Raw genomic sequence first — 24,766 nt, 5'->3', positions numbered from 1 at the left:
CAGGCTTTTTTGCTGTCCTTAAATCTTTGTAAAGGTTTCTTAATACCATTGAGAGCCAAAATAGTGTATCATTGTAAAACTGAAAACGATATTAAGTTTAAAAGTTTAAAAATTAATGCTACTATTAAGAGTATGTTTATTACACTTAGGAGAGATATATAAATATGGCAAATCCGCTAAGAAGATGGGTCGAAAGCGATAAAAGAGAAGTCAAACGTATGGGCAAGATTGCCGATAAGGTTGAAAGCTATGCTGATGCTTATAGCAAGCTTTCCGACGACGAACTAAAAGCTAAGACTCCTGAATTTAAAGAAAGACTAGCAAAGGGTGAAACATTAGATGATATTTTGCCAGAAGCCTTTGCTACTGCTCGTGAAGGAGCTAAAAGAGTTCTTGGACTTTATCCATTTAGAGTTCAAATAATTGGTGGTATTACTTTGCACGAAGGTAATATTGCTGAAATGAAAACAGGTGAAGGTAAAACTTTAACTGCTACATTGCCAGTTTACTTAAATGCTTTAGCAGGCAAGGGTGTTCACGTTGTTACTGTTAACGAATACCTATCTGGACGTGATGCTAAGGAAATGGGCGAGTTGTATAAGTGGCTTGGCCTAACCGTTGGTTTGAATATAAATAGCATGGATTCTGAAGAAAAGCGTGCTGCTTATAACTGTGATGTTACATATTCAACAAACAGTGAACTTGGTTTTGATTACTTGCGTGATAATATGGTCGTTTACAAGGAACAAATGGTACAACGTCCACTTCACTACGCTATCGTCGATGAGGTTGACTCAATTTTGATCGATGAGGCTAGAACTCCTTTGATCATTTCTGGTGCGGCTGAGAAATCAACTGCTATGTATGTACGTGCGGACCGTTTTGCTAAGACTCTTGAAAAAGACGACTACAAGATTGATTGGCCAACAAAATCAATCAGTTTAACAGAAACAGGAATTAGAAAAGCTGAAGATTACTTTGGCCTTGATAATCTTTATGATATTGATAACACAGTTTTGAATCACCATTTGGATCAAGCTCTACGTGCTAACTTCATCATGAGTCTTGATATTGATTATGTGGTTCAAGAAGGCGAAGTAAAGATTGTTGATCAATTTACTGGTCGTGTTATGGATGGTCGTCGTTATTCTGATGGACTACACCAAGCTATTGAAGCTAAGGAAGGTGTAGAAATCCAAGACGAAACTAAGACTATGGCTAACATCACTTATCAAAACTTCTTCCGTATGTATGATAAGTTAGCTGGTATGACTGGTACTGCTAAGACTGAAGCTGAAGAATTTAGAGAAATCTATAACATGGAAGTTATTTCTATTCCAACAAATAAACCAGTTATTCGTGACGATAAAGATGATCTTCTTTACCCAACATTGAAGAGTAAGTTTGCTGCCGTTGTTGAAGATATCAAGAGACGTCATGCAAAAGGACAACCTATCTTGGTTGGTACTGTTGCGGTTGAGTCTTCTGAATACCTATCTAAATTACTTGATAATGAAGGAATTCCTCATGCTGTCTTGAACGCTAAAAACCATGCTAAGGAGGCTGAAATTATCATGAATGCTGGTCAACGTGGCGCCGTTACAATCGCTACTAATATGGCTGGTCGTGGTACCGATATTAAACTTGGACCTGGCGTTGTTGAGTTAGGTGGTTTGGCTGTTCTTGGTACTGAACGTCATGAATCACGTCGTATTGATAATCAACTTCGTGGACGTTCAGGTCGTCAAGGTGATCCTGGTGTTACACAATTCTATATGTCACTAGAAGATGACTTGATGAGACGTTTTGGTTCAGAACGTATCAAGCGTGTGCTTAAGACTTTGAAGATTGAAGACGATGATGCCGTTATCCAAAGTAAGATGATGACTCGTCAAGTTGAATCAGCCCAAAAACGTGTTGAAGGTAATAACTACGATACACGTAAGAACACGCTTCAATATGATGATGTTATGCGTGAACAACGTGAAGTTATCTATAAAGAAAGAATGCAAGTCATTACCGAAGATAAAGATCTTGATAGTGTATTGCTTCCAATGATCAAACGTACAATTCAAGCTCAAGTAAATGTACATACACAAGGTAAGCAAGAAGAATGGGAATTAGAAGCCATTGTTGACTTTGCTAAATCTGCCTTGGTTAATGAAAATCAAATTTCAGTTGTCGATTTACAAATGAAGAGTGCTGAAGAAATCGTTAGTTATTTGATGGACTTCGTTAATAAGAATTACGAAGAGAAGAAAGAACAACTTGGTGATCCTGCTCAAATGCTAGAATTTGAAAAGGTTGTTATTTTGAGAGTTGTTGATGAACACTGGACAGATCATATCGATGCCATGGATCAATTACGTCAATCAATTGGATTACGTGGTTACGGACAATTAAATCCTTTAGTTGAGTATCAAGAAGAAGGATACCGTATGTTTGAAGAAATGGTTTCTGATATTGAATATGATGTAACTAGATTATTCATGAAGGCCGAAATTAGACAAAATATGGAAAGATAAAAGCGGGCCTTGGGCCTGCTTTTTTTATAAGGGTGATTATATGGAATTCGGTGAGATCAAAAATAAGATTTCTGAGATGGAAAACAAAATAAGTCAGTTCAGGGGGTCTCTTTGACTTAGATGCCCTTGAAGAAAATATTGCTGAGAATGAACATAAAATGACTGAAGCCGGTTTTTGGGATGATCATGATAAGGCTCAAAAAGTTATTGATGAAACTAAAGCTATGAAAGATAAGTATGATAACTTCAAAGAATTGAGCCAGGGACTAGAAGATATCAAAGTTTCAGCAGAATTGTATCAAGAAGATCCAGAAGACGAATTGTTACAACAGATGATAGACGATTCGTCTAATTTGGCCCAAAAATTGCGTTCATATGAGTTAATGATGTTGTTGTCAGAACCTTATGACTCTCATAACGCCATTATGGAAATTCATCCTGGTGCTGGTGGAACGGAATCTCAGGATTGGGGATCAATGTTATTGAGAATGTATCAAAGATGGGCTGATCAACATAATTTTTCTGTTGAGATCGAAGATTACCAACCTGGTGATGAGGCTGGAATTAAGAGTGTTACGATGATGATCCGTGGAAAAAATGCATATGGACTATTACGTTCAGAAAGAGGAGTACATCGACTAGTTAGAATTTCGCCTTTTGATTCGGCAGGTCGTCGTCACACTTCTTTTGCTTCTGTTGATGTGATGCCTGAATTAGATGATAGTATTCACGTTGAAATCAATGATGATGATTTGAGAGTTGATGTCTTTAGATCATCAGGTGCTGGTGGTCAACATATCAACAAGACTTCTTCAGCGGTTAGAATTACTCATTTACCTACAGGTATCGTAGTTAGTTCACAGGCTCAACGTTCACAATTACAAAATAGACAGACAGCCATGAATATGTTGAAGGCTAAACTTTTCCAAAGAGAAGAGGAAGAGCGGGCTAAGAAACATGCTGAAATTCAAGGTGAACAAAAGGATATAGGCTGGGGTTCACAAATTAGGTCATATGTATTCCATCCATATACCATGGTTAAGGATCATCGTTCTAACTATGAAACTGGGAATGGTCAAGCGGTAATGGATGGCGATTTAGATCCATTTATTTACGCCTATCTCCAATGGAAACTACAAGGGGCCAAAACAAATGAAAAGTAAAATCTTAGTTGTTGACGATGAACCTGCGATTTTAGAGTTAATCGAATATAATTTGGAAAGTAACGATTACCAAGTAACGACTGCAACTGATGGTGAGATGGCATTTGAAAAAGTAAGTAATGGCGATTTTGATTTAATGTTGCTGGATCAAATGTTACCTAAAATGAATGGCTTGGAAGTTTTGAAAAAGATGCGTGAGTCTGATAATTTAACGCCTGTTATTTTTTTAACAGCAGTGGATTCTGAAGATACTAAAATTAAGGGCTTGATCAGTGGTGCCGATGATTATGTAACGAAGCCTTTCAGTATTAAAGAACTTTTAGCTAGGATTGAAGTTGTGTTGAGAAGGACCTCGCATGAGCATAAAAAAAGTAGTTTTAAACTGAATACCGATGTTAAAAGTTTAATTATTGACGGCCGAGAAATTAGTTTGACGAAAAAAGAATATGAATTACTGGAGTTTTTGATTAGAAACAAAGGGATTGTCGTTTCGCGTGAACAAATTTTTGATAATGTTTGGGGAATTAATTCTAATTCACAAATGAGGATGGTTGATATCCAAATTAGCCACCTCCGTGATAAAATTGAAAAGGACACCAAAGATCCACAAATAATAAAAACCGTGCATGGGTTCGGTTATATTTTAGAGGTATAAAGGAATAACGATGAAAAGAAGAATAGGACCTATAATTGCTATTTTAATTTCAGTAGTTATCTTTCTTGTGTTGGTGATTTTTTCCGATACTATTTTGGGGGACTCTCAAAAGGATATGTTTACTGAAGAGACTGTTTCGTACCAAGAGTTGAAAAAGAATCATGATCCGTCAGATGCGGCTAAAATTGCTGGTTTGGATTATGTCGATTCCAGTAAGGAAGATACGTATCTACAAAAAAAGGCTTATGATATGTTTCATCGTGGCCGAATAGCTCCGGGTAAAAATTACGTGACAGATGTTAGTTTTGGCGAAAGAATCATGTATTATTTGCCGGGATCAAGTCGCTATGTCGTTGCTAAAAGATACAATCGTCTTTGGAGTCAGGCGCCATTGACGTTTGCGTTAGTAGCTTTGATGTACTTTGTTATTACTGATTCAGTTATTTTATTCTATTATCGTAAGCGTCAGCTTCTCAGTAACGATATTAAGAGCGTAACGGAGAATCTGAGACGAGTACGTAAGAATAAAGAGATGGCTTCACTTATCTTGTCGCCTGATGATGAGCTATATGGATTAGTTGAGCAAACTAACAAAATCAGTATGGATATTAATGATTTACGTGACGATGTTCGTTTGCGTGAAAGACGTTTTAGAGGATTAGTTGGACATTTGCCTATTGGTGTTATGTTATTGAACTCCCAAGGGGATGTTCTAATGCATAATCAGGCCATGGCTGGTCTTTTGGATGTGAATATTTCTAATGATATTCATCCATTCATCGAGGATGTTAAAACTTATAGTTTAAGTAGAATGATTGAACATACTTTGCGTAAAAATAAAAATCATCATCGTGAAATCCAACTAGTTGGTAACTCACAAAAGTTTGTGGATGCAAATGTTATCCGTTTGGTTCACACACGTGAGGATTTCGATCAACAAGTTTTAGTTATTTTATATGATTTAACTGAGAGCCGTCAGATTGAACGTATGCAAGTTGATTTTGTAAACAACGTCAGTCACGAATTAAAGACGCCAGTAACTTCGATTGAAGGTTTCTCAGAGACCTTATTGGATGGTGCTAAAGATGATCCTGAAAAACTTGATCATTTCTTAAAGATAATTCATAGCGAAAGTATTCGCTTAACGGAATTGATTCAAGATATCTTGTCATTGTCCCGCGTTAAGAAGGATAATAATCAGGCTGAGGTTGTCAACTTGCAAGAAGATATAGATCAAATACTCGAACGTCAAGAGTTGACGATTAAAGAGCACGGTTTAAAAGTTAATAAAAAGTTCTCTGGTAATGAAGATGTAACTATCAACAAAGAGAAATTTAATTTGATTATTCGCAATTTAATCAAGAACGCCATTTCATATAATAAAGAAAATGGTGAAATTAACATTGAAGTTCATCATGACGAGATTGAAAATCGTCTTAAAGTTGTTATTCAGGATACAGGTATTGGAATTTCTGAAGCAGATCAAGGTAGAATCTTTGAGAGATTTTATCGAGTCGATCGTTCTAGAAGCTTGGAAACTGGTGGTACCGGCTTAGGATTAGCGATTGTTAAAGAAACTCTAGATACCTTAGATGGAGATATTCGTCTAGAATCAAACAAGGGGTTAGGAACGACATTTACAGTTAATATCCCTTTATAAAATAGAAAAAATTGTCGCGATAAAATAATTTATTTTATCGCGTCTTTTTTTTATACAAAAAATATACATTGTTGTACTATCCTAAGTGGATAGAGGTGAGAACATTGAAAAAAAGACTTGTCGCATTATTTGCAATTATTTTTTCCAGCATTCTTGTTTTGAGTGGTTGCAAAGGCAGCGGAAGCCAAGAAACTATTACAGCAGTTGGATCTTCAGCTGCTCAACCATTAGTTGAACTTGCCGGGGAAGAGTTTACAAAGAGTAACCCTAATCAGTACGTAAATGTACAGGGTGGAGGAACTGGTACAGGACTGAGTCAGATTCAACAAGGTGCGGTTAATATTGGTAATTCTGATTTGTACGCTGAACAGAAAAAAGATATTAATGCTAGTAAACTTGTTGATCATAGAATAGCTGCAGTAGGTATGGTTCCAGTTGTTAATAAAGATGTAAAAGTTAAATCCCTGACAATTAAGCAATTAAGACAGATTTTTTCTGGTCAGGTAAAGAATTGGAAACAGGTTGGTGGTCAAGATTTACCTATTACGATCATTAATCGTGCTGATGGAAGTGGTACTCGAGCATCGTTTGAAAGTGATGTTATGAACGGTACACCTTTCGTTCGTTCTCAGGAGCAAGACTCCAGTGGGATGGTCAGACAAATCGTCTACAATACAGATGGTGCAATCAGTTATTTGGCTATGCCATACTTGAACGATACCGTGAAGACCATTGCGGTTAATAACGTAGAGCCAACCATTGAAAATATTGAAAATAATAAATGGAAGATTTGGTCATATGAACATTTGTATACGAATGGTAAGCCTGAAGGCATGACTAAAGACTTTTTGGACTTTATTATGACTAAACATGTTCAACAAAATGTAGTTAAAAAAATGAATTATGTTCCCATTAATGAAATGAAGTATGAAAAGGATTATAAGGGCAATGTTACGCCCGTTTCCAAGGGGGTAAAATAATTGAAAGATCCGATTAGAGAAAGTTTAACTAAGAAGTCTGTGTCCGCTAAGAGAGAAACTCGCGGTAAGATTATTTCTTTCAGTTTTACTGCCATCATTGTTCTATTAGTTGTAACAATTATCGGTTTTATAGCATCAAGGGGTGTCATTATTTTTATTAAGGATGGAGTTAATCCAATTGATTTCTTAACTCATTCTGTCTGGGCACCAAATAAATTAGATAGTGCGGGTCATCCAATCGTAGGTGCTGCGCCAATGATTATTGGTTCATTTTCGGTTACGTTGATTGCGGCATTGATTGGAACACCATTCGCTATTGCTGCGGCAATTTTTATGACGGAGATTTCTCCAAGTTGGGGACGTAAGATTTTACAACCTGTAATAGAATTGCTTGTAGGTATTCCTTCAGTTGTTTACGGATTCATCGGTTTAACAATTGTCGTACCGTTTGTTAGAAGAATAGCAGGTGGTAGTGGTTTCGGTATTCTGGCAGGATCATTTGTTTTGTTTGTTATGATTTTACCTACGATCACTTCAATGTCAGTCGATGCTTTGAAGGCTGTACCACGTTATTATCGTGAAGCCTCATTAGCCTTAGGTGCCACTAGATGGCAAACTATCAAAAAAGTAGTATTGAGAGCCGCAACTCCAGGACTCTTGACAGCCGTCGTATTTGGGATGGCTCGTGCATTTGGTGAAGCTTTGGCTGTTCAAATGGTTATTGGTAACGCCATGTTATTACCACAAAACTTAGTATCACCATCGTCAACGTTAACTAGTGTTTTAACTATGAATATGGGAAATACTATTATGGGGTCAACTGCTAATAATGCACTTTGGTCATTAGCATTGTTACTTCTATTGATGTCCTTACTATTTAATTTCGTCATTAGAACTATCGCCAAGAGAGGTGAATTCTAATGTTTAATGAAAAAACTAAAGATAAAATTGCCACGGGCGTGATCTACCTTATGTCAGGGATAATCGTTTTAATCCTGATAGGATTACTAGTTTACATTTTAGGTAGTGGATTACGTTACATTAATTGGCATTTCTTAACTTCTGGATCGAAAGCATTTCAAGCTGGTAGTGGTGTGGGAGTTCAATTATTTAACTCATTCTTCTTGTTAATTCTATCAATGTTAATTTCGATTCCTATTTCTATTGCGGCAGGTATTTACTTATCTGAATACGCGGGAAAAAACAAATTTGTTGAATTGATCAGAGTTTCTATTGAAGTATTGAGTTCATTACCATCAATCGTTGTTGGTTTGTTTGGATTCTTGATATTTGTTATTAGTTTTAAATTTGGTTTCTCTATTTTATCAGGTGCATTGACGTTGACTGTATTCAATTTGCCAATCTTAACAAGAAATGTTGAAGATTCACTTAAATCAGTCTCCCAGTCTCAACGAGAAGCTGGCTTGGCTTTAGGATTGTCAAAATGGGAAACTGTGATTCACGTTATCATTCCAGATGGGTTACCAGGTATTATTACTGGGATGATTATTGGTGCTGGTAGAGTCTTTGGTGAAGCTGCTGCCTTGATTTATACAGCAGGTCAAAGTGCTCCGCCACTAGATTTTACTAATTTCAATATCTTCAGTATTACTAGTCCTTTGAATTTGATGAGACCAGCTGAAACTTTGGCTGTTCATATTTGGAAAGTTAATTCTGAAGGTTTGATACCAGATGCTGTTCAAGTATCAGCTGGTGCTTCAGCAGTGTTAATTATTGCCGTATTGATTTTTAATCTTCTAGCTAGATACATTGGCAATTTAGTTTACAAAAAGATGACGGGTGAATAAGATATGACTGAACAAAACGATCAACAATACATCCTTCATTTGGATGAAGACAAGCACGAAATCGCCATGAAGACAGAAGATCTACAGGTCTTTTATGGCGAAAAAGAAGCAATGCACAAAGCTTCATTACAATTTGAGAGATATAAGATAACTTCTTTGATCGGTGCCTCCGGTTCTGGTAAATCAACATTCTTGAGATCTTTGAACCGAATGAACGATAATGTGGAAGGTGCCAGCGTCAAAGGAAAAATTATGTATCGTGGTTTAGATATCAATAAAGATAATGTTGATATTTATGAAGTAAGAAAACATATTGGAATGGTCTTTCAACGACCAAATCCATTCTCTAAATCAATCTATGATAATATTACTTTTGCCTTAAAGCGCCATGGATTGCATGACAAGAAAAAATTGGATGAAATAGTTGAGACAACGTTAAAACAAGCCTCACTTTGGGATCAAGTAAAAGATGATCTTCATAAAAGTGCTTTGGCACTTTCAGGTGGGCAACAACAACGTCTCTGTATTGCTAGAGCAATCGCCATGAAACCAGATATTCTTTTGATGGATGAACCGGCAAGTGCGCTAGATCCAATTTCGACTTCGAATGTTGAAGAAACAATGATGAATTTAAAAGATAATTTTACGATTATTATCGTTACGCACAATATGCAACAGGCCGCTAGAATAAGCGACTATACAGCATTTTTCCACTTAGGACATGCTGTGGAATTTAATGAGACGAGAAAGATCTTTACTCGTCCAAAAATTGAAATTACAGAAGATTATGTTTCGGGACACTTTGGATAGGAGCGTTTAGATTTGGCAGAAAAAATTTTAACATCTTCCGATGTACATTTATTTTATGGAAAAAAAGAAGCATTAAAGGGTATTAACTTAGATTTTAATAAAAATGAAATTACAGCTTTGATTGGCCCTTCTGGGTGTGGTAAGTCAACATATTTAAGATGTTTGAATCGTATGAATGATTTGATTCCCGACGTAACTATCACAGGAACTATTTCATTAGATGGCAAGAATATTTATTCACCTAATGTCGATACCGTTGCACTGAGAAAACAAGTTGGTATGGTTTTTCAGCAACCTAATCCATTTCCATTCTCAATTTATGATAATGTAGTGTATGGATTAAGATTAGCTGGTGTTAAAGATAAGGCCGTTTTGGATGAAGCGGTGGAAACTAGTTTGAAAAATGCTGCTGTTTGGGATGATGTGAAGGATAAGCTACATCAAAGTGCATTATCACTTTCAGGTGGTCAACAACAAAGAGTTTGTATTGCTAGAGTTTTAGCAGTGAAACCTGATATTATTTTATTAGACGAACCAACTTCAGCTTTGGATCCTATTTCATCAGCTAAGGTTGAAGATACTATGTTGGCATTGCGTGAGGATTATACAATTATTACTGTTACACATAACATGCAACAGGCTTCAAGAATATCTGATCAGACCGCCTTCTTCCTAAATGGAGAGTTAATTGAAGTAGATAAGACAAAAAATATTTTCTTAAATCCAAAACAAAAACAGACTGAAGATTATATTTCAGGAAAATTCGGTTAGGAGAAAAAACGATGCGCACTACTTTCGAAGAACAATTAAATAACTTACATTTACGATTCTCAGAAATGGGTATGATGGCAAGTGAAGCCATTATGAAATCTGTTAAAGCATACATTGATCACGATAAATCTTTAGCTAAAGAAGTTATTCGTAATGATCATGTAATCAATAAGCGAGAGATGGATCTGGAAAAAGAATCTTTTGAGATGATTGCTTTGCAACAACCTGTTACATCTGACTTGAGAATGATTGTAACGGTTTTAAAAGCAAGTTCTGATTTAGAAAGAATGGGCGATCATGCGGTAAGTATTGCTCAAGAAACAATTAGAGTTAAAGGTGAAACGAGAATACCTGAAATTGAAAAACTAATTGCGGAAATGGGTGAAATGAGCACAAGCATCGTTGAAGATTCATTGGAAGCCTACTTGAAAAAAGATAGTAAGATGGCTGAAGAAGTAGCTCATCGCGATATTGAGATAGATGCTAAAAGTACATTGATCAATGAACTATGTATCAAAGATATGCAAAAAACTGTAGAGAACGTTTTAAGTGGTTCATCATATATGCTTGTGGCCAGTTATTTGGAACGTGTTGGTGACTATGCAACCAATATTTGTGAATGGGTTGTTTACTTAAACACTGGACATGTGGTAGAACTGAATCGGAAGCATATTCCTGATGTTGATGAGTAAAATTGATATTTTTGTGAATATGTAGTATATTTTTTGGACAAGTTGAGGTGAGATTCTATGAAAGAAAGACTTACAAGATCTACTACAGATCGAATGTTGGCAGGTGTCTGCGGTGGATTAGGTGCTTATTTTGGTATCGATTCAACTTGGATACGTTTGGCATTTATCTTTCTATTGCCTTTTACTTATTTTCTGCCAGTCTTGGTTTATATAATTCTTGTCTTCTCATTACCTGAGAAGCGTAATATCCAAGAGACAGATTTTAATAAAAAGAAGCGTAGCACTACAGCTGCCAAGAAATATTACTGATTCAAAAAGAATGAGGGTATGAAATGAAGTTACTTATAAAAGTGGCAATACAAACGCTCTTGTTTCTAGCAATTGCTAGATTATTGCCCGGTATGTTTCGAGTGGATACATTAGGTACGGCTATTATAGCTAGTTTGGTATTAGCTATCTTGAATTGGACTATAAAACCACTTTTACATATTATTTCTTTACCGATTACGTTTATTACATTTGGCTTATTTTCATTTGTGATCAATGCGATTACTTTGGAACTGACGTCAGCTCTAGTTGGATCAAATAGCTTTTATTTTAATGGCTTTGGCTCAGCCTTAGTAGTTGCTGTTATATTGGCCATTTGTAATTCGATTATTAATAGTTACACAATGAATAATTTTCAAAGACGCGTCTAGAACGCGTTTTTTTGTTTCTAAAATGATAAAATTGTTATAAATAAAGAATCTGTGGGGGTTAACAATGACAAATTTTGTTACAGTGTCTCAAATGGTGAAGGATAATGAATTGAAGGTTTATTCTGGAGAAGAGTTATTAAAAGATAAAAAAGTCATAACTACCGATATTTCTCGTCCCGGAATTGAATTAACAGGTTATTTTGATTATTATCCAAGTGAACGAATTCAATTGTTCGGCCAAACAGAGACTTCGTATTCTCGTTCAATGACATCTAACAACCGTTATAAAGTGATGTTGGAATTATGCCGTGAGGATACGCCAGTATTATTGATTTCTAGAAATATTCAACCAAGCAAAGAACTTTTAAGAGCTGCCAAAGAACATCATGTTCCCGTCATTGGATCAGAATTGCCAACAACAAGACTATCAAGTATGATTACCGAGTATTTGGATGAAAAGTTGGCTCCTAGAGAGTCGATCCACGGTGTTCTAGTGGATGTTTATGGTATTGGAATTCTGTTAACGGGACATTCTGGTATTGGTAAAAGTGAAACAGCTTTGGAACTAATTAAGCGTGGTCACCGTTTGATTGCCGACGATCGAGTAGACGTTTATCAACGTGATGAAAAAACTATTGTAGGTGAAGCACCTAAGATCCTAAATCATTTGTTGGAAATTCGTGGTATTGGTATTATTGACGTCATGAATCTCTTTGGTGCTGGGGCTGTTCGTTCACAAAGTGAAATTCAATTGATCATTAATTTGGAAAATTGGTCAGCCGATAAGAATTATGATCGAATTGGTACTTTGGAAGATAGTCGTGCCTTCTTTGATGTCGATGTACCACAAATCACTGTTCCTGTTAAAGTTGGTCGTAATATCTCTATCATCATCGAAGTAGCTGCAATGAACTATCGTGCTAAGACGATGGGATATGACGCTACCAAGAAATTTGAGGACAATCTTGGATTGTTGATCAAAGAAAATGAACAAAAAACAAAGAATGAAAACAATGGAGAAGGTAAGTAATGAATTTTGATTTGTTAGCATTGAACCCAATTGCTTTAAATCTAGGTGGCATAGAAATTCATTGGTATGGCGTTATCATTGCTCTGGGAGCTTTGGTCGGAGTTATTATGGCAATGCGTGAAGCCAAAAGAAGACACTTGGATCCTGATAACATTTTAGATTTAGTCTTGTATGGTGTTCCAATTGCTCTAGTGGGAGCACGTATATACTATGTTATCTTTGAATTGCCATATTATTTGGCTAATCCAGGTGAAATAATTAAGATTTGGCATGGTGGTATTGCAATTTATGGTGGTTTAATTGCTGCATTTATTGTTCTATTAGTTCTGTGTAAGAAACGTAATATTTCTCCTTGGTTAATGCTAGATATTGCAGCACCATCAGTCCTTTTAGGACAGATAGTAGGTCGCTGGGGTAACTTTATGAACCAAGAGGCTTTTGGTGCTAAAACATCACTAGATTTCCTACAATCATTACATCTACCACATTTTATTGTTGAACAGATGTTTATTAATGGGGCTTATCGTCAACCCACCTTTTTGTATGAATCAGTTGGTAATTTAATAGGATTGATTTTAATCTTAGTTTTGAGGAATCGTAAGCATCTCTTAAAACGTGGTGAAGTCTTTTTAACATATTTGATATGGTATCCAGCAGTTAGATTTTTCGTTGAAGGTATGCGAACAGATAGTTTATATATTTTGCCTGGTGTCAGAGTTTCACAGGTATTGTCATTAGTACTATTTGTCGTTGCCATTGGAATTTTCATTTATCGTCGAAAGAAAGAAAATGATCCTTGGTATAATGAGTTGTGAGCAATCTAATTGATAATTAAAAAATAAATGGTAATATTTGTTGAGTAATAGGAGGTAATTCGACGATGAAAACATACGATGTAGTAATTATTGGGGCAGGCCCTGGTGGTTTAACTGCCGCTTTATACGCTTCACGTGCTAACCTTTCAGTAATGATTCTTGATCGTGGTATCTATGGTGGTCAAATGAATAACACCGCTGCGATTGAAAATTATCCTGGATTTAAATCAATCTTGGGCCCAGATTTGAGTGAAAGAATGTATAAATCTTCAATTCAATTTGGTGCTGATTTTGGTTACGGTGCCGTTCAATCAGTTGAAGACAAGGGTAATGTCAAAATTATTCATACTGATGATGGTGACTATGAAGCTAAAGCATTGATCATTGCAACTGGTTCACAATATAAGAAGATTGGGGTTCCTGGTGAAGAAGAGTTATCAGGACGTGGTGTTTCTTATTGTGCCGTCTGTGATGGTGCTTTCTTCAAGGATCAAGACGTTGCCGTTGTTGGTGGTGGAGATTCCGCTGTTGAAGAAGGAATTTACCTCACACAACTAGCTAAGTCAGTAACAATTATTCACCGTCGTGACCAATTGCGTGCTCAAAAGATTTTGCAAGACCGTGCATTTAAGAACAAGAAGATCAAATTTGTTTGGAATGCTGATGTTAAGGAAATCACGAGTGACGATGACAAGGTTTCAGGCGTTAAATACGTTGATAAAGAAACTGGCGAGGAACATATCGTTCCAGCTAAAGGTGCTTTTATTTATGTAGGTATTCAACCAATGACAGAACCATTCAAAGGTTTAGGCGTTTTGGATGAAGATGGTTGGATCAATACAGATGAAGAAATGCATACAAATATCCCTGGTATCTTTGCCGTTGGTGATGTTCGTAAGAAAGATCTTCGTCAAGTGGCTACAGCCGTTGGTGAGGGCGGTATAGCTGGTCAACAAGCATATAGTTATATTCAAGATCTTGCCGATTCTAAGGTAACGACAAAATAATGTAAATTTATTTTAATAATGAGGATTATGAAATGGAAAATATCCATTTTGTAATTCTCTTTTTTTCTACCTTGGCCTAATAATAAATGACTAAATATTGAAAAAAATATTATTAGCATTTGATTTGAATATAGACATGTTTAAACATATACTATTAGTAAAAGACAGGAAGTGATTCTTATGCGTGACGTAGTAGACAATAAAATAAATCAATTGATGAACGAATCAGGTTTCAATATTGCCAGAAACCTTAAAATTTTAAGAAAAGAAAAAAATGTAACTCAAAAAGAAGTTGCAAGACATTTAAATATTGACGTAACGACTCTCTCTCACTATGAGACAGGTATTAGAATGCCAGATATCGATACACTAATTGCATTAGCAAGATACTATGATACGGATATCAACAGAATCATCAGCAATAATCTCGAATAGTTTGGCTTCTGCTTTTTCCACATTTGTAGTGCTTAGCTACCAAATAAATAATTTTATAACCGAAACAGTATCTATAAGGGAATTAAAGTAGATACTGTTATTTTTATTTGGAGAGGGTATTTTTAAGGATATTTTAAAAAAAATAGATTAAAGTGTCGTAATCAAATATAAATAGTACCCTGTGATTGATATAATGGTTGTAAGTACTTACAAATTAGGAGGACAAGTTAATGTCTTGGCAAGATAATATGCAACAATGGCTCGACTATAAGGATTTAGATCCAGATATGAAAGAGCAACTCAATGAGATGAAAAAAGACGATAAGGTCGCTGAAGAGGCTTTCTATGAACCAATGGAATTTGGTACTGCCGGAATGCGTGGCCTTATTGGACCTGGTATCAATAGAATGAATATTTATACTGTTCGTCAAGCAGCTGAAGGTTTGGCTTCTTTCATGGATACTTTGGATGATGAGTTGAAGTCACAAGGTGTAGCTATTAGTTATGATTCACGTTATTATTCACAAGATTTTGCTTATGAATCAGCAAAAGTTTTGGGAGCTCATGGAATTCACAGTTACGTGTTCGATAGTTTGAGACCTACACCGGAATTATCTTTTGCGGTAAGAAGTATACCTACTTATGCCGGTATTATGATTACTGCTAGCCATAATCCTAAACAATATAATGGATTCAAGATCTATGGACCAGATGGTGGTCAAATGCCACCAGTTGAATCTGATAATATTACAAGTTTTGCTAGAAAAGCTAGTGACCTATTTGCTATCAAAGTAAAGCCTGTTACAAAATTAAGAGAAGAAAAATTATTGACACTTATTGGTGAAGATGTCGATCTTAACTACATGAAGAATTTGGAAACAGTAATTGTTAACCGTGATTTGATCAATAATATCGGTGACAAGATGAAGTTTGTTTATTCACCACTTCATGGTACTGGTAAGATGATCGCTCCACGTATTTTCCAAAAATTAGGTTTCAAGAATTTTAATATGGTTACAGAACAAGCAATTTTGGATCCAGAATTTGCCACAACACCTTTCCCTAATCCAGAATTTGCTCAAACTTTTGACTTAGCTATTGAACGTGGTAAAAAGATTGGTGCCAATATCTTGATAGCTACTGATCCTGATGCTGATCGTTTAGGAGCTGCCGTAAGACAACCTGATGGTTCTTACAAATTGATGACTGGTAATCAAATTGCTTCAGTACTTTTGAATTACTTGCTACAAGCTAAGAAAAATCTTGATGAATTGCCTGACAATGGTGCAGTTGTAAAATCAATTGTTTCATCTGAATTGGCAACGGCTATTGCTAACAAGTACGATATTAAGATGCTTAACGTGTTGACTGGTTTTAAGTATATTGCTGAAAAGATTGAGCAATTCGAACAAACTGGTAGCAATGAATTCCTCTTTGGATTTGAAGAGAGCTATGGTTATCTAGTAAAACCATTTGTTCGTGATAAAGATGCAATGCAATCAACATTATTGTTGGCTGAAGCTGCCGCTTATTATGAATCAAAAGGCAAAACTATTTACGATGCGCTAGAAGATCTTTATAAAGAATTTGGTTACTATCGTGAAAAGACTATCTCCAAGACCTTTGAAGGTATCTCTGGTAAAGATAAGATGGCTCAAATTATGAAGACCCTTCGTGAGGAAGGAATTGATGCAATTAACGGCGTTAAAGTCGTTGAATCAATCGATTATTTGAAGGATACTGATACAACAGAAGCTGGAGTTAAATCCACTGGATTACCAAAGGCCGATGTTTTGAAGTATGTTTTGGCTGATGATACTTGGGTAGCTGCTAGACCTTCAGGAACTGAACCAAAATTGAAATTCTATATTGGTGTTAAGGCTGATACAGAAGCAAATGCCGCACAAAAATTAGCTGATTTCTCTAAAGAAATCGAAGGCTGGGAATAAAATAAGAGATAGAGACAAAATTAATTTTTTGTCTCTATCTTTTTGTTTCGTTACAAGTATTTCTTAACTGCGATATAATATTTTCATGTAGTTTGTGAAAAGAGGAGAGAGAATTGTCAACAAATCAACATTTAATTATTATTTCGCTTGATTCTCTAGGATTTAGAGATATTGATGAACATCTCGATGAATTACCAACATTGAGCAAGTTAGTACATGGAGGTACTTGGGTAAAAAAAGTTCAGGGAATTTATCCAACGTTAACTTATCCTTCACATACGACTATTATCACAGGTCAATATCCAAGTGTTCATGGAATTGTAAATAATACTAAGATTCAATCTAATCGTCGATCACCAGATTGGTACTGGTATCAAAAGGACGTTAGGTCCACAACACTTTACGATTTGGCGAGAAAGAAAGGATTTAAAACATCGGCTTTTTTGTGGCCAGTCACAGCTGGCAGTAAGATTGATTACAATTTAGCTGAAATCTTTCCTAATCGTATTTGGACTAATCAAGTTTTAGTTTCTTTAAAGGCTAGTTCGCCATTATTCATTTTGGAAATGGACAAAAAATACGGTAAATTGCGTAATGGTATCAAGCAGCCTGCCTTAGATGAGTTCATTACAGCTTGCGCAGTTGATACGGTTAAGAATAAGCGTCCTAATTTAATGTTGTTGCATTTGGTTGATATGGATAGCATGCGTCATCGATATGGGGTTCGTTCTGAAGATGCTATGAAGGCCTTGCATCGTTTGGATCGTCACGTAAAACAAGTGATTGATGCTACTAAGGAAGCGGGTACTTTTGACGATACCAACTTTGTAATCTTAGGTGATCATTATCAAATCAACGTTGATAAGATGATCCATTTAAACACTTTATTTGCTAAGAGAGGCTGGTTGAAGCCACTTAAAGATCAAACCTTTAAGAAGGACTGGTCAGTTATGGCAAAGACATGTGATGGTTCAACCTATATTTACACAAGAAATTTTGATCAGATCCAACGTTTGAAAGAGTTGATTTCCAGCGTCGAAGGTGTAGAAAAAATTTATTCGTCGCAAGAGGCTGCATCAATGGGAGCAGATCCTAATTGTACATTGATGGTTGAAGCTAAAGCAGGATATTACTTCACTGATGAAAGTGATCGTCCTAATGTCGTGGAACAAGTTCTTCCTGAAATGATGGGCGATACTGATCGATATCGTGGTGTTCATGGCTATCATCCTCAAAAACCAGGCTACAAAACAACCTTAATTTTTAACGGTCCAATGATTGAAAAAAATCATACGGTCGAACAGGCTAATTTAGTAGATGAAGCACCAACATTTGCCAGATTATTAGGTTTGAAATTTGATAAGCCGATAGCCGGAAATAGTATTGAGGATGTATTTATCGATTAGAATAGAGGAATCTTATGAGGTTTAATAAAAAACAGTGGAGTTGGATCTTCTACGACTGGGCTAATTCTGGTTATGGCATAATCGTAACAACGGCGGTTTTACCAGTTTACTTTAAGTCAGTAGCACAAAGCTCTGGAGTTTCAGCCGCAAATGCGACAGCTTTCTGGGGGTATGCCAATAGTTTTGGAACATTATTGGTTTCGATATTAGCACCTGTTTTAGGCGCTTTGGCAGATTATCCACATCACAAAAAACGTTTAATGAATTATTTTTCATTTTTAGGAATTATTATGACATTTGGTTTGGCCTTAGTGCCATCGAATCAATGGCAATTACTGTTAGGTGTGTATATCCTGTCGATAATTGGGTATTCAGCGGGAAACTTATTTTACGATAGTTTCTTGACCGATGTTGCTAGTAATGAAGAAATGGATGTTCTTTCTTCAAATGGATATGCTTATGGTTATCTAGGTGGAGTTGTAGCTTTCATTTTATTCTTAGTTTTACAGTTGACTAGTGGTTTTGGGATGTTATCTAGTTATGGCGTAGCCCGTTGGAGTTTTCTGTTGGCGGCCATTTGGTGGATTATCTTTTTCATTCCACTTTTGAAGAATGTTCAACAGGTATACTCGTTACCAGAAAATCCACATCCAGTTACATCGAGTTTTAAGCGAGTTTGGAAAACAGTTACTCACTTGAGAAAATATAAGGCCGCAGCTTGGTTCTTAGTTGCATATTTCTTCTATATTGATGGAGTTGACACGATCTTTACAATGGCAACTTCGATCGGTATGGATATGGGAATCAACACGACAACTTTGATGTTGGTTTTGTTAGTAGTTCAGTTGGTAGCATTTCCATTTTCTATTCTGTATGGATGGTTTGCTAACAAAGTTTCTACTAGAGCCGGAATTCTTTTAGGGATTGTTTTATATTTAGGTATTTGTTTGTACGCTTTGAAACTAACAAGCACAAAAGACTTTTGGATCCTGGCCGTCTTAGTCGGAACTAGTCAAGGTGGTATTCAGGCTCTAAGCCGTTCTTACTTTGGAAAATTAATTCCTAAGAAATCGGGAAGTGAATTTTTCGGATTTTATAATATTTTAGGGAAATTCTCAGCAGTAATGGGACCAATCTTGGTTGGTATCGTTACACAGATTACTGGAAAGTCCACTATTGGTGCCGCTTCATTGAGTATTTTATTCTTCATTGGATTGATAATTTTCTTAATGTTGCCCCGTTTAGTCAATGAAAATTAAATTATGGCGAAAATATGTTCGCTATGGTAATATAGAGCCAGCGTAATAAGCCTGACATTAATTACATCTAATTCGTGTGCGAGAGTTAGATGTTTTTTTTAGTTCAAAGGGGGTAAATTAATCCGTGATAGATAGAGTTAACGATAATAAATTTGATTTGGTTTCCAAGTATTCACCTGCTGGGGATCAAGCTCAAGCGATAGATAAAATCACTAAGGATTTTGAAGCTGGTGACAAAGAGGTCATTCTTGAGGGTGCTACTGGTACTGGTAAGACATTTACAATGGCTAATGTTATCAAGAATTTGAATAAGCCAACATTGATTATTTCTCACAACAAGACTTTGGCGGGACAATTGTACGGTGAATTCAAAGAGTTTTTCCCAAATAATGCGGTTGAATATTTTGTCAGTTATTATGACTACTATCAACCGGAAGCTTATGTTCCTTCTAGCGATACTTATATTGAGAAGGATTCAAGTATCAACGATGAAATCGATAAGTTACGTCATTCGGCTACAAGCTCACTTTTGGAACGTAATGACGTTATTGTAGTTGCTTCAGTTTCGTGTATCTTCGGTTTAGGTGATCCTAGAGAATATGCGGACAGTATTATTTCTTTGCGAGTGGGACAACAGATTGCTCGTGATTCTTTGTTAGAAGAATTAGTTGATAATCAGTTTGAACGAAACGATATTGACTTTCAACGTGGAAGATTTCGTGTACGTGGGGATGTTGTAGATATTTTCCCAGCTTCACGTGATGATAATGCTATTCGTGTTGAATTTTTTGGTGATGAGATTGATCGAATTATTGAAATGGATGCTTTAACTGGTGAGATAAAGGGTTCAATGGATCATATTGGTATCTTCCCAGCAACTCACTTTATGATCAGTGATTCCAAAATGGATGAAGCTTTAAAGCGTATTAAGGATGAAATGGATCAACAAGTCGACAAGTTTACTAAAGAAGGTAAATTGTTGGAAGCTCAGCGTATTAAACAAAGAACGGAATACGATATTGAAATGATGCGAGAGATGGGTTACACCTCTGGTATTGAAAATTACTCTCGGCACATGGAAGGTAGAGCTGAAGGTGAACCACCATTTACACTTTTGGATTTCTTCCCTAAGGATTTTAATATCATGATTGATGAGTCACATGTTACCATGCCGCAGATTCGTGGTATGTATAATGGCGATCGTGCCAGAAAACAACAGTTGGTTGATTATGGTTTCCGTTTACCAAGTGCTTTGGATAACCGTCCTTTGAAGTTGGAAGAGTTTGAAAAACATGTTAACCGAATTCTATATGTTTCAGCTACACCTGGGCCTTATGAATTGGATCGAACTGATAACAAGGCGGAACAAATTATTCGTCCTACTGGTTTGCTAGATCCTAAGATTGAAGTACGTCCAATTATGGGACAGATTGATGATTTAGTTGGTGAGATCAACGACCGTGTTGCAAAACATGAAAGAGTCTTTGTAACCACGTTAACGAAGAAGATGGCTGAAGATCTGACTGATTACTTTAAAGATTTAGGAATTAAAGTTAGATATTTGCATAGTGATATTAAAACTTTGGAACGAACTAAGATAATTCGTGATTTACGATTAGGTAAATTTGACGTCTTGATTGGAATCAATTTGCTTCGTGAGGGTATTGATGTTCCTGAAGTTTCCTTAATCGCAATTTTGGATGCTGATAAGGAAGGCTTCTTGAGAGCTGAACGTTCATTAGTTCAGATTATTGGTCGTGCTTCGCGTAATGAACATGGTAAAGTTATCATGTATGCTGATTCAATCACCGATTCAATGCGTGGTGCAATTGATGCAACGGCACGTCGTCGTAAATTACAGATGAAGTTCAATGAGGAACACAATATAACACCTAAGACGATTGTTAAACCAATTCGGGATGCTATTTCAATGTTCCAGAAAGTCGATAATTCGTCATCAGAGACAGAGAAAATCGATGATGATATTGACTTTAAGGATATGAGTAAGAAGGAACGTGAGGAACTTCTTGCTAACCTAAATGATCAAATGGAAGCTGCTGCTAAGAAGCTCGATTTTGAAGCTGCTGCCAATTTGCGTGACACGATTTTAGAATTAAAGGCGGAAATGAAATAGTATGTTAAATGATAAAATTGTTATTCATGGTGCACGTGCACATAATTTAAAGAATATTGATGTAACGATACCTAGAGATAAACTTGTCGTAATGACTGGTTTATCAGGTTCAGGTAAGAGTTCATTAGCTTTTGATACGCTTTATGCTGAGGGCCAAAGACGTTATGTTGAAAGTTTATCTTCTTATGCTCGTCAATTTTTAGGCCAGATGGATAAGCCGGATGTTGATTCAATCGATGGGTTGAGTCCAGCTATTTCGATTGACCAAAAAACGACATCTAAAAATCCTCGATCAACTGTAGGTACAGTTACCGAGATCAATGATTATTTACGATTGTTGTGGGCTCGTGTAGGGACACCTATTTGTCCTAATGATGGAACTAAAATTACTAGTCAATCAGCTCAACAAATGGTTGATGCCATTTTGAAATTGGATGACGGAACTAAATTACAGATTCTTTCACCAGTTGTTCGTGCTAAACGTGGTCAACATAAAAAAGCCTTGAATCAAATTAAGAAACAAGGTTACGTTCGTATTCGTGTTGATGGCGAGATTCATGATGTTGGCGAAGATATTGAACTAGATAAGAATAAGAAGCATGATATCGATGTCGTTGTCGATCGTATTGTTATTAATGATCATATTAAGTCACGTTTATTTGATTCAGTAGAAGCAGCTTTACGACTTTCTGATGGCTATATGAATGTTGACGTCATCGGTTCGGATATGATGGTTTTCTCAGAAAAGAATGCTTGTCCAATTTGTGGATTTACAGTCGGCGAACTAGAACCTCGTTTATTCTCATTCAATGCTCCTTTTGGTGCTTGTGAGAATTGTGATGGTTTAGGTATCAAACTAGAAGTTGATATGGATCTAGTTATTCCTGATAGGACTAAGACTTTGGCTGAAGGGGCAATTGAACCTTGGAATCCAATCAGTTCCCAATACTATCCAGAAATGTTAGCTCAAGCTGCTAAAGAATTTGGTATTGATATGAATACACCATTCGAAAAATTGCCTAAAAAGGATCAAGATATTATTCTAAATGGTTCTGATGGTAAAACATTCCATTTCCATTATGAGAATGACTTTGGTGGTGTTCGTGATGTCGATGTTCCATTTGAAGGGGTTATTCCTAATATTAATCGTCGCTATCATGAGACTAACAGTGACTTTACTCGTGAAGTTATGAGAAAGTATATGACTGAATTGAAGTGTCCAGTTTGCCATGGTAAGAGATTGAATCGCCAGGCATTGGCCGTAAAGGTTGAGGGCAAGGATATTGCTGAAGTTTCTGATATGTCGGTCAAAGATGAACTACCATTCTTTAAGTCAGTTAAGTTTGGTGAACAAAATACCGTTATTGCTCAACCAATCTTGAAAGAAGTTAAGGACCGTCTTAGCTTCTTGATCAATGTAGGTTTGGAATATTTGTCATTATCACGAGCCGCTGGAACGCTTTCTGGTGGTGAAGCTCAAAGAATTCGTTTGGCAACTCAAATTGGTTCGAATCTATCTGGAGTTATGTATATTTTGGATGAGCCTTCAATTGGTCTACATCAACGTGATAATGATCGTCTGATCAGTTCTTTGAAGAAGATGCGTGATCTAGGCAATACATTGATTGTCGTTGAACACGATGAGGATACAATGCGTGCAGCTGATTATTTGATTGATGTTGGACCTGGAGCGGGTGAAAATGGTGGTCAGATTGTAGCTGCCGGAACTCCAGCTGAAGTAGAAAAAAACGCTAAATCTTTAACTGGTCAGTACTTAGCTGGTAAAAAGTTCATTCCAGTTCCTTTGGAAAGACGTGCCGGTAATGGTCAGTCTGTTGAAGTTTTTGGTGCTCAAGAAAACAATCTAAAGAAGTTAAATGTTAAGTTTCCATTAGGTAAATTTACCGTTGTGACTGGAGTTTCTGGTTCAGGTAAATCTACGTTGGTTAACATGATTTTGAAGCGAGCTTTGGCTCAAAAGATGAATCATAATTCTGAAAAACCTGGTAAATATAAGAAGATTACTGGTTACGAGAATTTGGAAAAAGTGATTGCAATTGATCAAAGTCCAATTGGTCGTACACCAAGAAGTAATCCAGCTACTTATACGGGTGTCTTTGATGATGTCCGTGATTTATTTGCTCAAACAAATGAAGCAAAATTACGTGGTTATAAGAAGGGGAGATTCTCCTTTAACATTAAAGGTGGACGTTGCGAAAATTGTCGTGGTGACGGAATCATCAAGATTGAGATGAATTTCTTACCTGACGTTTACGTGCCATGTGAAGTTTGTCATGGAACACGTTATAATTCAGAAACTTTGGAAGTTACTTATAAGGGCAAGAATATTGCACAAGTACTCGATATGAAGGTTTCTGAAGCCTTGGACTTCTTTAGCAATATTCCAAAGATCAAGCGTAAGTTGCAAACAATTCAAGATGTAGGATTGGGTTATGTCTCATTAGGACAATCAGCTACACAGTTATCTGGTGGTGAGGCTCAAAGAATGAAGTTGGCTTCAGAACTTTATAAGAAGTCTAATGGTAAAAACTTCTACATTTTAGATGAACCTACAACAGGATTGCATACTGATGATATCAAACGTCTCTTAGGAGTCTTACAACGTTTAGTAGATGAAGGTAATACGGTCTTAGTTATTGAGCATAATTTAGACGTTATTAAATCTGCTGATTGGTTGATTGATCTTGGGCCTGAAGGTGGCGAAGGTGGAGGTACTATTGTTGGTACTGGTACACCTGAAGATCTAGTTAAGGTAAAAGATAGTTATACCGGTCAGTATTTGAAACCAGTTTTAAAACGAGATACTGAACGTACAAAAGATGCGAGTAAAGAACAAAGTGAAATTGAATAGATAATTTAACTAAAAATAAAAAGCAACATCTATTAAGGATTCACAGCGCACATAAATCTGTGTATTGTGAAATCCCAATAGATGTTGCTTTTTTACT

At 36.3% G+C, this 24,766-nt stretch carries 21 protein-coding genes; all 21 read left to right on the top strand.

The window, feature by feature from the left end; genetic code table 11:
- Positions 1–164 precede the first annotated feature (164 nt).
- On the top strand, positions 165–2,525 hold the full coding sequence (gene secA / locus U8526_RS07020) for a preprotein translocase subunit SecA (RefSeq protein WP_334341247.1): 2,361 nt from the start codon (positions 165–167) through the stop codon (positions 2,523–2,525).
- Between the two features lie 40 nt (positions 2,526–2,565).
- Positions 2,566–3,688 (top strand): peptide chain release factor 2 gene (gene prfB / locus U8526_RS07015; protein ID WP_334341246.1). Its coding sequence is split into 2 segments (ribosomal slippage): positions 2,566–2,637 and positions 2,639–3,688, totalling 1,122 coding nucleotides; the frame shifts between segments, so codons are not numbered across the junction.
- Positions 3,678–4,343 (top strand): response regulator transcription factor, encoded by a 666-nt coding sequence (locus tag U8526_RS07010; RefSeq protein WP_334341245.1) that lies wholly within the window; start codon positions 3,678–3,680, stop codon positions 4,341–4,343. The genes prfB and U8526_RS07010 overlap by 11 nt, the downstream gene beginning before the upstream one ends.
- 10 nt (positions 4,344–4,353) lie before the next feature.
- The gene (locus U8526_RS07005; protein ID WP_334341244.1) at positions 4,354–6,003 is read left to right on the top strand and encodes a sensor histidine kinase; all 1,650 of its coding nucleotides are present in this window, start codon (positions 4,354–4,356) and stop codon (positions 6,001–6,003) included.
- Positions 6,004–6,107: 104 nt separating this feature from the next.
- On the top strand, positions 6,108–6,983 hold the full coding sequence (locus tag U8526_RS07000; protein ID WP_334341243.1) for a phosphate ABC transporter substrate-binding protein PstS family protein: 876 nt from the start codon (positions 6,108–6,110) through the stop codon (positions 6,981–6,983).
- Positions 6,984–7,904, top strand: coding sequence for a phosphate ABC transporter permease subunit PstC (pstC, locus tag U8526_RS06995; RefSeq protein WP_334341242.1), 921 nt, complete (start codon positions 6,984–6,986; stop codon positions 7,902–7,904). It begins immediately after the preceding gene.
- Complete coding sequence (gene pstA / locus U8526_RS06990) at positions 7,904–8,791, top strand: phosphate ABC transporter permease PstA (protein WP_334341241.1); 888 nt, start codon at positions 7,904–7,906, stop codon at positions 8,789–8,791. The genes pstC and pstA overlap by 1 nt, the downstream gene beginning before the upstream one ends.
- Before the next feature lie 3 nt (positions 8,792–8,794).
- Positions 8,795–9,601: a phosphate ABC transporter ATP-binding protein PstB gene (gene pstB, locus U8526_RS06985; protein WP_334341240.1), complete on the top strand. Its 807-nt coding sequence runs from the start codon at positions 8,795–8,797 to the stop codon at positions 9,599–9,601.
- A 12-nt stretch (positions 9,602–9,613) separates the two neighbouring features.
- Positions 9,614–10,372: a phosphate ABC transporter ATP-binding protein PstB gene (gene pstB, locus U8526_RS06980; protein WP_334341239.1), complete on the top strand. Its 759-nt coding sequence runs from the start codon at positions 9,614–9,616 to the stop codon at positions 10,370–10,372.
- 11 nt (positions 10,373–10,383) lie between these two features.
- Positions 10,384–11,064 carry a phosphate signaling complex protein PhoU gene (gene phoU / locus U8526_RS06975; protein ID WP_334341238.1) on the top strand — a complete coding sequence of 227 codons (681 nt, stop codon included), beginning with the start codon at positions 10,384–10,386 and terminating at the stop codon, positions 11,062–11,064.
- A gap of 57 nt (positions 11,065–11,121) precedes the next feature.
- Positions 11,122–11,373, top strand: a complete 252-nt coding sequence (locus U8526_RS06970) for a PspC domain-containing protein (protein WP_334341237.1) — start codon at positions 11,122–11,124, stop codon at positions 11,371–11,373.
- 23 nt (positions 11,374–11,396) lie between these two features.
- Positions 11,397–11,762, top strand: coding sequence for a phage holin family protein (locus U8526_RS06965; protein ID WP_334341236.1), 366 nt, complete (start codon positions 11,397–11,399; stop codon positions 11,760–11,762).
- A 64-nt stretch (positions 11,763–11,826) separates the two neighbouring features.
- Positions 11,827–12,792 carry an HPr(Ser) kinase/phosphatase gene (gene hprK / locus U8526_RS06960; protein WP_334341235.1) on the top strand — a complete coding sequence of 322 codons (966 nt, stop codon included), beginning with the start codon at positions 11,827–11,829 and terminating at the stop codon, positions 12,790–12,792.
- The gene (lgt, locus tag U8526_RS06955; RefSeq protein WP_334341234.1) at positions 12,792–13,607 is read left to right on the top strand and encodes a prolipoprotein diacylglyceryl transferase; all 816 of its coding nucleotides are present in this window, start codon (positions 12,792–12,794) and stop codon (positions 13,605–13,607) included. The genes hprK and lgt overlap by 1 nt, the downstream gene beginning before the upstream one ends.
- 65 nt (positions 13,608–13,672) lie before the next feature.
- The gene (trxB, locus tag U8526_RS06950; RefSeq protein WP_334341233.1) at positions 13,673–14,614 is read left to right on the top strand and encodes a thioredoxin-disulfide reductase; all 942 of its coding nucleotides are present in this window, start codon (positions 13,673–13,675) and stop codon (positions 14,612–14,614) included.
- Between the two features lie 180 nt (positions 14,615–14,794).
- Positions 14,795–15,049 carry a helix-turn-helix domain-containing protein gene (locus U8526_RS06945; RefSeq protein WP_334341232.1) on the top strand — a complete coding sequence of 85 codons (255 nt, stop codon included), beginning with the start codon at positions 14,795–14,797 and terminating at the stop codon, positions 15,047–15,049.
- Positions 15,050–15,279: 230 nt separating this feature from the next.
- Positions 15,280–16,998, top strand: coding sequence for a phospho-sugar mutase (locus U8526_RS06940; RefSeq protein ID WP_334341231.1), 1,719 nt, complete (start codon positions 15,280–15,282; stop codon positions 16,996–16,998).
- 113 nt (positions 16,999–17,111) lie between these two features.
- On the top strand, positions 17,112–18,404 hold the full coding sequence (locus tag U8526_RS06935; protein ID WP_334341230.1) for an alkaline phosphatase family protein: 1,293 nt from the start codon (positions 17,112–17,114) through the stop codon (positions 18,402–18,404).
- 14 nt (positions 18,405–18,418) lie between these two features.
- Positions 18,419–19,663, top strand: coding sequence for an MFS transporter (locus tag U8526_RS06930; RefSeq protein WP_334341229.1), 1,245 nt, complete (start codon positions 18,419–18,421; stop codon positions 19,661–19,663).
- Between the two features lie 124 nt (positions 19,664–19,787).
- Positions 19,788–21,797, top strand: coding sequence for an excinuclease ABC subunit UvrB (gene uvrB / locus U8526_RS06925; protein WP_334341228.1), 2,010 nt, complete (start codon positions 19,788–19,790; stop codon positions 21,795–21,797).
- A gap of 1 nt (position 21,798) precedes the next feature.
- Entirely contained in the window at positions 21,799–24,669 is a 2,871-nt protein-coding gene (gene uvrA / locus U8526_RS06920; protein ID WP_334341227.1) for an excinuclease ABC subunit UvrA, read from the top strand.
- Positions 24,670–24,766 lie beyond the last annotated feature (97 nt).

This window comes from Companilactobacillus sp. HBUAS56275, assembly GCF_036913655.1.
GTDB lineage: Bacteria > Bacillota > Bacilli > Lactobacillales > Lactobacillaceae > Companilactobacillus > Companilactobacillus pullicola.
The sequence above is the reverse complement of the archived record's forward strand: the minus strand, read 5'-3'. Positions and strand labels throughout refer to the sequence as shown.